Here is an 11,083-nt window from a genome sequence, read left to right as displayed (position 1 = left end):
CAGGCGGGTCAAAAATGATGCATCACGCCGAGTCAAATTTTCAGACCGTCTAAGTAAATGTCGACAACTTGTGGTGACAAAATACAAAACGTAGCAATTTTGTCCCCGCAGAATGAAATAGTGTCCATTCAAATCGAAATCAAGATTAAAACGTCTGCTAAACAGCCTTTCTGATGAGCAAGGTGAGGTCGTTCACATGTAAGATCGTGGGTAATCATCGAGACGGTGTTGGAGCAGTTCCCGGATGCATAACACCTGTGGTCATGCAGCCCCAACAACCAGCTAGATCGATGACTTCACTCGCACCTCGGGGACTTGAAAGGGATTTCAATGAAGAGTTTCACCGCAATGAAATTGGCAGCGGTTGTGGCAGCTAGTGCCTTGGCACTTACCGCCTGTGGCGGCAGCGACGGATCAGGCGATTCGGCGGCTGGCGACGGACCAGTAAAGATTGGTATCGCACAGTACGTCTCGCACCCATCACTGGACGCAGTGGTCGACGGATTTAAGTCCGGAATGGAAAAGGCCGGGTATTCGGGCGACAAGATTTCCTATGACGAGAACAACGCCGAAGCTGACCAGGCCACCAACACCTCGATTGCGGGCAAGCTCGCAGCCGACTCGGACATTGACCTCGTGTTGGCCGTTGCCACTCCATCGGCCCAGGCCGTAGCCCAGAGCATCACCAAGATTCCCGTTCTGTTCTCGGCAGTGACCGATCCGGTGGCTGCTAAATTGGTTGCTTCAAATGAAGCGCCCGGTGCCAACGTCACCGGAACCTCAGACATGAATCCGGTGGACGAGCAGTTGGCCCTGCTCAAGGAGTTGAAGCCAGATGCCAAGAAAGTCGGCATCGTTTACTCCTCGGGTGAAACTAACTCAGCTGTTCAGGTCAAAATGGCCGAAGACGCTGCCAAGGATCTGGGCCTGACCATAGAGAAGGCTGCGATCTCCGCATCGAGTGAAGTCCAGCAGGCTGCTGGTTCGCTGGATGTTGACGCCTACTACGTTCCGACCGACAACGCCGTGGTTTCGGCGCTTGAGGGTCTGCTGCAAACTGCAGATAAAAAGAAGGTTCCAGTGATCTCCGCTGACGGTGAGTCGGTGAAGCGCGGTGCCACCGCCACTTACGGTATTAACTACGAGAAGTTGGGCGAACAGACCGCGACCATGGCTGTGAAACTACTCAAGGGTGAGGCCAAAGCCGGCGAGCTACCGGTAGAAACCATCTCCCAGGTGGACCTCTACTTGAATGAAGATGCTGCTAAAAAGGTTGGCATCGAATTCACCGAGGATCAGAAGTCCAAGGCCGTCGAGGTCTACTAAACCAGCAAGACCCCACGAGACAAGGCGAGGCGCATGATCTGATGCCTCGCCTTGTCTTGTGACTCTACAACTCAAGGATCCACAAATGATCACAGCGGTTGAACTCGGCCTGATTTACGCCATTATGGCGCTCGGCGTGTATCTGACCTTCCGTATTCTGGACTTTCCCGACCTGACCGTTGATGGCAGCTTCACCACCGGTGCGGCGGTCGCCTCGGTGAGTATTGTTGGCGGGATGAATCCGTGGCTTGCCACCGTGCTAGCCTTCTTCGCCGGCATGGTCGCTGGCACTATCACCGGCCTGCTACATACCAAGGGAAAAATCGATGGTTTGTTAGCCGGCATTCTGACCATGATCGCGTTGTATTCGATCAACCTGCGCATCATGGGCAAAGCCAATACCCCCTTATTGGGCGAAGACACATTGATCAGCCCGTTGCGTACAGCGGGTCTACTCGGTTCATGGTCATCGATTGCGATCTTCTTTGTCATTTGCTTGTTGTTTGTTGGCGCCATCGTATGGTTCCTGCACACCGAGTTGGGCATGGCCATGCGCGCCACGGGTGATAACCAGGAGATGATCCGCTCCTTCGGCGTGAGCACCGATAACCAAAAGATCTTGGGACTGGCGCTGTCCAACGGACTGGTGGCGCTCTCGGGTGCCATCATTGCGCAATACCAGGGTTTTGCCGACGTAGGCATGGGTATCGGCCTGATTCTAATTGGTCTGGCTTCGGTGATCGTGGGACAGGCAATTTTCACCCAACGGTATATCTGGTTGGCGGCCTTGGCCGTGGTTTTCGGCGCAGTGATCTACCGCCTGGTGATCCAGCTGGCGCTCTCAGCTGGCCTGGAAGTCAACGACATGAAGCTGATCTCTGCGGTGCTGGTGGTGGTGGCGCTACTGCTACCGAAGTGGAAGGGATTCCAGAAAATCGTGAAAACCTTCAAGCGTACGCCCGCAGTTGTGACTGCCAAGGAAGGGGAGCGCACCAATGCTTAGTATCAAGAACCTGTCGCGCACGTTCTTCCCGGGAACGGTCAACGAACGCAAAGCACTGCGCAATATCAATCTGGAACTGGCCGATGGCGAATTTGTCACGGTGATTGGTTCCAACGGTGCTGGCAAGTCGACCGTGCTCAACATGGTGGCTGGCAAACTTCAACCGGATGTCGGTACGGTGAGCATCGCCGGTAAAAACGTGACCAAATTGGCTGACTACAGCCGCGCCAAATATATTGGGCGGGTATTCCAAGATCCAATGGCCGGTACCGCACCCACCATGTCCATCGAAGAGAATATGGCCCTAGCCTACGCTCGAGGACGCTTTCGTGGTCTGGGCCTTGGCGTGGGGTCTAAGCGTCGAGAGCTTTTTGTTCAAGAGCTCAAGAGCTTGGAATTGGGTCTGGAGAAGCGCCTGAAAACCAAGGTTGGTCTGCTCTCTGGTGGCCAGCGTCAGGCGTTGAGCCTGTTGATGGCGACCTTCTCGCAGCCGAAGATCCTACTGCTTGACGAGCACACCGCGGCGCTGGACCCTCAGCGAGCAGCGCTGGTTTCCCGCTTGACCAAGGAGATTGTCGAACGCCATCAGCTGACCACGCTGATGGTCACACACAATATGGAACAGGCGCTGCAATTAGGAACACGTCTGATCATGATGCATGACGGAGAGATCATCTTGGACTTGAACCAGGAAGAAAAATCTCAGATGACAGTGAAAGATCTGCTCGACGAGTTCGGGAAGATCAAGGGCGCGCAGCTGGACGACAAGACCATGCTCCAATAACGAAAATGCTCCCAGCGGGCCTCGCACCTATTTTTAGGTTCGAGGCCCGCAGTGGTTTAAGGGCACGAGGCGCTGAGAACTCAATGGCCACAAGTTTGCTGAATCGGTAATTGGCATTGGGCAGAGTCCGGTCTCGACGCCTACAACTCGATGACGCACGAATGGCCCGTTGGAATACCGGAAATGGTGAATTCCAATGTCAATGACTCTGCCTCGGCTGGTGGGACCGGGTAGTAGATCCACGTGGCGTCCCAATCCGTACCAGTGCCGCCAGTTCGCCCACAGATGCAGATATAGCTAGTTCCTGCGTCATCGGTAATGTTCGCCTTGATGGGTTCGAGAACATCAACGCTGGACATTTGCGGCGCATGATTTGTTGGGCTTGCACCCTGTTCTTGCGCTCTTGCACCCCAAGAATCCAAGGACTCGTAGAACTTTGCGTCCAACCGTCGGGTTTCATCGTTGGTGATAGCCCTCAAATGGAATTCGAAACCAGTATTGTCGCCCGTGACATATCTCGAATAGGGCAGATCTGTTCTCAGGTTGAGACCTTCAAAACGACAATCCACCCCGCGGTGCGTAGCGATGGTTAGATCCATTGGCGCTGAATCTATGCGTGGCATGGACATAGCCTACGGGGCCGCGCAAATAGCCGTACCTGGCGGGCTCGGAAGTCGCAGATGCGCTGGTCAGCAGACGTTTGCAAGAAGAGAGCCGAGAGGATTGGCCGGGAAGTCTACTTGCTGGCCTTCACTGAGCGAGTGCCTCTGGTTCTTTGCCAAGGCCCAGCGACGCCAATGCCACACAGAGTGCTAAGACACATGCTCCAGCAACAACCGGCACCGTGAGGTTGATACCTCCTAAGAGTCCTCCTGCTACGGAACCCAATGCAAGACCGGCTAAACCGAGCACCCTGCTTGCTGCGCTGACCCGGCCCATGAGTTGTTCCGGCACAAGCCGTTGGCGCAAGGAAATTGAACAGACATTCCAGATCACGGCATGCATGATGTACAAAGCCAGCATGAAGCCGGCCAGTAACACCGACGTGCTAATTGCGAGTATCCCCAGGCTCAGCGATCCCAGCACAAGGCTTCCCAGTATCGCCTTGCGGTAGCCCAGAATGCGGCGAAGCCTTGGCGCCGTGGCGCTTCCGGCAAGACCGCCAAGCGCTGAAAACGCGAGCAGAAGCCCATAGCCGGAGGAATCCAGGCCGAGTCGTTCCTTGGCAAATAACACCAGAATTGAAAATGCCATCATGTACCCGACGCTGGCTAATCCGCTGATCATTGCCAAAGTCCCAACCAAGCGGTGCTTCTTAAGCCAATGAATTCCCGCACTAGCCTCAACCCAGATATGCTGGCGCTCGCCGGAACCTACTGCCGGACGTGCGCTACGAGGTAAAGCCAGAGCCAACATACCAGCAAGGGTCCAAAGCCCTCCCAACGCATATAAGGGAATGGCCGCGGCGAAAGCGAAAAGGAAACCTCCGAGGGGAGGGCCGGCGAATTCATCGGTGACCAATTGCGTGGCAGCGATCTTACTGTTGGCTCGATCCAGATTTTTTGGGCTTACCACTTGCGGCAATAAAGCGATCGCCGCCGTGTCTGCCGTACCCTCCACTATGGCAATGAACGCCATGGCCAGGTAAAGAGCCAACAGATTCGGGCCGGAGAAATAAAAAGATGTAGCTAGCACCAGCAAGGCGATTCCACGCAAAATATTTGCCCAGCTCAGCAAGGTGCGCCGATCGAATCTGTCGACCAATACCCCCGTGGGCAAGGCAAGGAATAAACGCAGCGTCGAGTAGCACAGTGACAGTCCGGCTATCAGGCGGGGATCTTGGGTCAAAGATGACGCGATCAACGGAACCGCTACAAAAGCCACCCCATCGGCAAGGTTGGACAGCGAAGATGCTGCCCACAGGGCTGCGAATCCGCGTTGAGTTGCCACGCTCCCAGCGTATCGGTATGGGCCGGTAGAACTGGGCCGAATCTTGGGAAGTCGCAACCGGCGTTTCGTTGGAAACTTTCTAGAGCAATGCCTTGGCCAGCAGCACTTCTACTCGTCCCGAGGCTTCATCTATGAGTTCCTCGCCGGTAGGTCGATAGCCGTTGGCCTGATACAACTTGATAGCCCGCGAATTCTCGGCGATGACCCATAAACGTGTCTCTTGGAAGCCGGTTTTCCGCGCATACCGGTCCACTTCGGCCAAGAGCTCGTGTGCCAGACCCTGTCCCCAGAAATCCGGTGCAACAGCAACGTAGTAGATCTCCAGATATCCATCATGCGGGGCGCAGAGGGTAAATCCCGCCAGCACTCCGGCCTTGGATGCGACCATGAGCCTGGCATCGGGCAATGCCAAACGACGTTGGACACCGGCCAGTGCGCGGGCACCGTCGGCAGGCTGGGGCTGGTGGTCTCGTCGGGCGACAGCCAGCGCCCAAATCTTTGCAACGCCATGGACGGGCTTCGAATCCTGCTGTGTGACTTGAGCAAAAGTTACCGATTGGTAGTCCATGAATAGAATCCTAGACGGTGGTCGTGGGCTAGATGATCCCGCTGGAGCCAAGCAGAGAGCCGATGGCGAAGGTTGCGGCCAAGGCCAGGGCACCACCGATGACCAGCCGCAATGTTGCCACGCGTTTGGAGCTTCCACCGATGTAGGCGCCAAGCGTTCCGGTGAGCGCGAGGGCAACGAGGACCGCTACAAAGGTTACTGGAATACGGATCTGTTCCGGCGGCAGCAAGATCGCCAGCATGGGCAGGATCGCGCCGATAATGAAGGCCGCCGCCGAAGCATAGGCAGCATGCCATGGGTTCACGACTTCTTCTTCGTCGATATTCAGCTCCGCGGAAAGATGCGCGGCGAGGGCATCGTGTTCGGTAAGTTCCGTCGCGACCTGCATCGCTGTCTGTTCGCTCAGACCTTTGGCCTGGTAGATTCCGGCCAATTCGGTGAGCTCGGCTTCGGGATCATCGATGAGCTCCGCTCGTTCCTTTTCAATCAGTGCGTGCTGAGAATCGCGTTGGCTGCTGACCGACACATATTCACCCAGTGCCATTGAGATCGCTCCACCGATCACCGCCGCCATCCCGGCAGTGAAGATCGGGGCGGTGTGGTTGGTGACACCGGCAACGCCAACCACCGTGGCTGCTACCGAGACGATGCCGTCATTCGCCCCGAGCACGCCAGCACGCAACCAGTTCAGACGTTCGGCGAAGTTCTGATCATGCGGTTCATCGGGGTGGGCCTTAATAGAATCAGTCATGATCCAAGATAATCACTTGGATGCTTGTCCAGGTTAGTGACGCTACGCGAGGGGACATAAAAAAATTGCAGGTCTGGAAAACCAGATCCTGCAATTTGCTGGTGCCCCTGAAAGGAATCGAACCTTCGACCTTCTGCTCCGGAGGCAGACGCTCTATCCACTGAGCTACAGAGGCGGGTTGCTGAGCAACAGAAAAAATACTATCAGGTGGTGCGTTGATCTGCGCAATTGGCGATTACGGTCGCTGATGTGTTGCAAAAGTCACCAGAACAAGAAAGTCTCACAGTCTTCGGGGAGTCATGAATGCCCTTAAAGCAAAGTTATTACCGGTATTCTTGAACGGTGACTCCTGAAGAACTCTCCGCAGCAATATCCGCATGCCTCACCGAAGCCGTAAGCGCTGGTGAAATCTCGGTCGAGGTACCTGAGAACGTACGTGTTGATCGTCCAAAGAGCCGTGAACACGGTGACTGGGCTACCAACATCGCTCTGCAGCTGGGCAAAAAGGCCGGCATGGCCCCGCGCGATTTTGCGCAGATTCTTGTTCGACGCCTGGCTGAGGTTCCAGGAGTTTCAGCCGTAGACATCGCAGGTCCAGGCTTTTTGAACATCACCCTCGAAGCTGGAGCTGCCGGCGAACTGGCCCGCACCATCGTTGACGCTGGTGCCGCTTACGGTAACAACCAGGCCCTGGCCGGCCACGTAGTTAATATGGAGTTCGTCTCGGCGAACCCTACCGGACCGTTGCACATCGGTCACACCCGTTGGGCCGCACTGGGTGACGCAATTTCCCGTGTGCTGCGTGCTTCGGGTGCAGAAGTGACCAGCGAGTATTACATCAACGACGCCGGCAACCAGATGAACGTCTTCGCGCGCTCGGTTTACAACCGAATTCACGGTTTGCCTGTGCCAGAGGGCGGCTACCCGGGCGAATACATTAAGGAACTGGGCGACATTGTGCTCGCCGAGAATCCTGAATTGGGCAAGCTGGAGGAAGCCGAAGCCATTCCTGCGCTGCGTGAAGCTGCCTACAAGGCTCAGCTGGCAGACATTAAGGCCACCTTGGCTGACTTTGGTGTCAGCTTTGATGTCTTCTTCTCAGAGACCGCGCTACACGAGGGCGGCGCGGTAGCCGATGCCGTAGCTCGTCTGCGCGAACAGGGACATATCTTTGATCAGGAAGGTGCCGTCTGGCTACGCACCACCGACTTCGGTGATGACAAGGATCGTGTGCTGATCCGTGCCAACGGTGAACCAACCTACTTTGCTGCCGACGCCGCCTACTACCTATCCAAGAAGGACCGCGGCTTCGAAGAGAAGATCTACCTGCTCGGCGCCGATCACCACGGGTACGTCAACCGCCTTAAGGCCATCGCCGCCTGCGCCGGAGATGACAAGGAGAAGAACATCGAGGTGTTGATCGGGCAGCTGATCTCCGTCAACGGTGCCAAGCTCTCTAAGCGCGCTGGCAACATCATTGAGCTACGCGATTTGATCAACTGGATCGGCGCCGACGCCCTGCGTTACTCGCTGGCGCGTTTCCCAGCCGATTCGCCGATCGCGCTAGACCCAGAGCAGCTGAAAAAGAACACCAACGATAATCCGGTCTTCTACGTGCAGTACGCTCACGCCCGCTCGGCAGCCGCAGCCCGCAATGCTGCTGCCAAGGGGGTTACCCGTGCCGAGTTCGACGCCACCATGCTCACCGACGCAACCGAAAACGAACTGCTCGCAGTGCTCGGCCAGTTCCCATCGGTGGTGGCAGGTGCCGCAGAATTCCGCGAACCACACCGCATTGCCCGTTACCTCGAGCAGGTAGCTGGCGCGTACCACTCCTGGTACGCAGCAACTCGTATTACCCCGGTCGGTGAAGATGAAGCGATCGCACCAGTACACAGCACCCGCCTGTGGCTGAACGACGCGGCCACCACCGTCTTGGCCAATGGATTGGAACTGCTGGGCGTTTCGGCCCCAGAGAGGATGTAACTGGTATGGCTGTATCGCCGCTGGCCCCGCAATGGCTGCAATTCCCCGAGAACGTTAACGCACTACGAGAGATCGAATGGGCTTCGGGGGTTACCCGCGAGGCTGGCGGTGAACTGTCCGTCCAGGGCATTGCGGTCTCTGCACTGGCACAAGAATTTGGCACCCCGCTGTTTGTGCTGGACGAAAACGACTTCCGCGCCCGCGCACGAGGCTTTAAGTCTGCTTTTGATGAAGCGTTTAAGGACCTGTGCGGGGGAGTAGACGTCTACTACGCCGGCAAGGCTTTTGTCTGCACCGAGGTTGCCAGGTGGGTGACCGAAGAAGGTCTACGCCTAGATACCTGCTCCGGCGGTGAGCTGGCCGTGGCCAAGGCAGCCAACGTGCCCGCCGAGAATCTTTCGCTGCACGGGAACAACAAGTCCAAGGCGGAAATCATCCGTGGCCTAGAAATGGGCGTGGGGCGAATTGTCATTGACTCACTCGATGAACTCGAACGCGTCATTGCCTTAGCCGATGCCTCAAAGCTGACCGCGCAGGTCATGCTGCGCATTACTCCCGGGGTTCATGCCTCCACCCACGAGGCCATTGCCACCGCCCACGAGGACCAGAAATTCGGCCTCTCGATCCTGGCCGATGCCAGTGGCACCTCGCCTGCGTTGCGCGCAGTTGCTCGTGCTATTGAAGCGAACAACGTGAACCTCTTAGGTCTACACGCCCACATCGGGTCGCAGATTTTTGAGGCCGAAGGCTTCGCCATGGTCGCTCGTACCATGTTGGGCCTTCTGGCGCATATCCGTGAGATCCACGGCATCGAATTGCCCGAACTGGACTTGGGCGGTGGCTACGGTATTGCTTACACTTCCGAGGACCATCCCTCCACCCCGGGTAAGTTGGCCGGGCAGATGGCAGAGGTCGTATCGGCAACCTGCGCGGAGCTAGAACTGGCCTGCCCACGGATCTCCATCGAGCCAGGCCGCGCCATCGTTGGCCCGACGACCTTCACCCTGTATGAGACCGGGGTGCTCAAGGACGTTCAGGTCGAAGACGCACAAGGTCAGCTGCACCCACGTCGTTATATTGCGGTGGATGGCGGCATGAGTGATAACCCTCGTCCGGTGCTCTACGACGCGCAATATACCGCCGTTCTGGCTAGTCGTATGACGCAAAGCGACGCAATTATTTCTCGCGTAGTTGGGAAACATTGCGAGTCAGGTGACATAGTCGTGAAGGACGTTTACCTGCCCGAAGACGTGGCGGCTGGCGACTTGCTCGCGATTCCGGCCACCGGCGCCTACTGCTGGGCCCTATCGAGCAACTACAACTACCTCACCCGCCCCGCGGTGGTAGCTGTACGCGATGGCCAAGCCCGTTTGATCGTACGCAGGGAAACCGAAGACGACTTGCTAGCCCGCGACATGGGAGTTTAATTGAGCGGCGAAAAGAACCTGAAGGTAGCCCTACTGGGTTGCGGTACGGTCGGAGCCCAAGTGGCCCGAATCCTATTGGAAGACGCCAACGAACTGGCATCGCGTTCCGGTGCCGGTCTGCAGCTGATCGGTATTGCCGTGCGCAATCTGGAGACCAAGCGCGACGTTGACTTGCCTCAAGAGCTTTTCACCACCGACGCGTTGAAACTGATCGAGCAGGCCGATGTGGTCATCGAATTGCTCGGCGGCCTGGATCCCGCAGGCCAGTACATCGCTGCGGCCCTGTCCAAGGGCGCCAGCGTGATTACCGGTAACAAGGCGTTGATCGCGCTTCAGGGTGCCGAGCTGAACGACGTTGCCGCCTCTTCTGGCGCGCAATTGCGCTACGAAGCCGCAGTGGCCGGGGCAATTCCAATCTTGCGTCCGATCGCTGACTCGCTGGCCGGGGATCACATCACCAAGGTCATGGGCATCGTCAACGGCACCACCAACTTCATCCTGGACGCCATGGATTCCACCGGCGCAGCCTTCGACGATGTTCTCGCCGAAGCCCAAGCGCTGGGCTACGCGGAGGCCGACCCCACCGCCGACGTAGGCGGACATGACGCGGCGGCCAAGGCTGCCATCTTGGCTTCGCTGGCATTCCACACCACTGTTTCTTCGGAGCAAGTTTCTACCCAAGGCATCACCGAGGTCAGCGCAGAAGATGTAGCTGCTGCCGCGGCTGCCGGTTATGTGATCAAGCTCTTGGCTATCGCAGAGCAGAGCGAGGCTGGAATCTCGGTGCGCGTTTACCCGGCACTGATCCGCCGCAGCCACCCGCTGGCCACCGTCCGTGGTGCCTTTAATGCAGTCTTCGTTGAAGCAGAAAACGCCGGCGACCTTATGTTCTACGGTGCTGGAGCTGGTGGCAACGCCACCGCTAGTGCCGTGATGGGCGATGTTGTGGCCGTGGCCCGACAGATTGCTGCTGGCGCACCTTTGCCACACGGTTCCATCCAGCGCAGCCCACAAATGCTCGACTTTGACGCGATCACCACCCGTTACTGGATCGGCCTGTCGGTCAAGGACCAGTCTGGGGTACTGGCATCCATCGCCACCGTCTTTGGTGAGCATGGGGTTTCGATCGAGTCGATGAGCCAGCAGGGCGACGAACATTCCGGTGCGCAGCTGCGCATCCTCACCCACCAGGGCACCGAATCAGCCCTGGCTAGCACCGTCGAAGCCCTGAAGGCTTTGGACGCTGTGCACAGTGTACTATCCGTTATGCGAGTTGAAGGAAACTAAC

10 protein-coding genes and 1 tRNA gene are annotated in these 11,083 nt (G+C 57.2%); 6 read left to right on the top strand and 5 right to left on the bottom strand.

The window, feature by feature from the left end; translation table 11 throughout:
• Window positions 1-330 precede the first annotated feature (330 nt).
• The 3 genes from FJV47_RS07495 (at window position 331) to FJV47_RS07485 (ending at window position 3,113) form a co-directional block, all read left to right on the top strand.
• On the top strand, window positions 331-1,326 hold the full coding sequence (locus tag FJV47_RS07495) for an ABC transporter substrate-binding protein (RefSeq protein ID WP_159611608.1): 996 nt from the start codon (window positions 331-333) through the stop codon (window positions 1,324-1,326).
• Window positions 1,327-1,411: 85 nt separating this feature from the next.
• Complete coding sequence (locus FJV47_RS07490) at window positions 1,412-2,329, top strand: ABC transporter permease (RefSeq protein ID WP_159611606.1); 918 nt, start codon at window positions 1,412-1,414, stop codon at window positions 2,327-2,329.
• Window positions 2,322-3,113, top strand: coding sequence for an ABC transporter ATP-binding protein (locus FJV47_RS07485; protein ID WP_159611604.1), 792 nt, complete (start codon window positions 2,322-2,324; stop codon window positions 3,111-3,113). The genes FJV47_RS07490 and FJV47_RS07485 overlap by 8 nt, the downstream gene beginning before the upstream one ends.
• A 140-nt stretch (window positions 3,114-3,253) precedes the next feature.
• On the opposite strand, the gene FJV47_RS07480 is transcribed toward FJV47_RS07485, so the two are convergent.
• The 5 genes from FJV47_RS07480 to FJV47_RS07460 form a co-directional block, all read right to left on the bottom strand.
• Entirely contained in the window at window positions 3,254-3,736 is a 483-nt protein-coding gene (locus tag FJV47_RS07480; protein ID WP_159611602.1) for a hypothetical protein, read from the bottom strand.
• A gap of 127 nt (window positions 3,737-3,863) precedes the next feature.
• A complete protein-coding gene (locus FJV47_RS07475) occupies window positions 3,864-5,063 on the bottom strand; it encodes an MFS transporter (protein ID WP_159611600.1) in 1,200 nt (399 codons plus the stop codon).
• A gap of 79 nt (window positions 5,064-5,142) precedes the next feature.
• Window positions 5,143-5,631, bottom strand: coding sequence for an N-acetyltransferase (locus FJV47_RS07470; RefSeq protein ID WP_159611598.1), 489 nt, complete (start codon window positions 5,629-5,631; stop codon window positions 5,143-5,145).
• Window positions 5,632-5,659: 28 nt separating this feature from the next.
• On the bottom strand, window positions 5,660-6,382 hold the full coding sequence (locus FJV47_RS07465; protein WP_159611596.1) for a VIT family protein: 723 nt from the start codon (window positions 6,380-6,382) through the stop codon (window positions 5,660-5,662).
• A 99-nt stretch (window positions 6,383-6,481) separates the two neighbouring features.
• Window positions 6,482-6,557: transfer RNA gene (locus FJV47_RS07460), tRNA-Arg, on the bottom strand.
• Between the two features lie 167 nt (window positions 6,558-6,724).
• On the opposite strand from FJV47_RS07460, the gene argS reads away from it, so the two are divergent.
• From argS to FJV47_RS07445, 3 genes are read left to right on the top strand one after another with little or no spacing between them, the layout of a single operon-like run.
• The gene (argS, locus tag FJV47_RS07455; protein ID WP_159611594.1) at window positions 6,725-8,368 is read left to right on the top strand and encodes an arginine--tRNA ligase; all 1,644 of its coding nucleotides are present in this window, start codon (window positions 6,725-6,727) and stop codon (window positions 8,366-8,368) included.
• A 5-nt stretch (window positions 8,369-8,373) separates the two neighbouring features.
• Window positions 8,374-9,795, top strand: a complete 1,422-nt coding sequence (gene lysA, locus FJV47_RS07450; protein ID WP_159611592.1) for a diaminopimelate decarboxylase — start codon at window positions 8,374-8,376, stop codon at window positions 9,793-9,795.
• Window positions 9,796-11,082: a homoserine dehydrogenase gene (locus FJV47_RS07445; RefSeq protein ID WP_159611590.1), complete on the top strand. Its 1,287-nt coding sequence runs from the start codon at window positions 9,796-9,798 to the stop codon at window positions 11,080-11,082. It abuts the gene before it with no gap.
• Window position 11,083 lies beyond the last annotated feature (1 nt).

The organism is Glutamicibacter sp. JC586, from assembly GCF_009805585.1.
Classification (GTDB): domain Bacteria; phylum Actinomycetota; class Actinomycetes; order Actinomycetales; family Micrococcaceae; genus Glutamicibacter.
The sequence above is the reverse complement of the archived record's forward strand: the minus strand, read 5'-3'. Positions and strand labels throughout refer to the sequence as shown.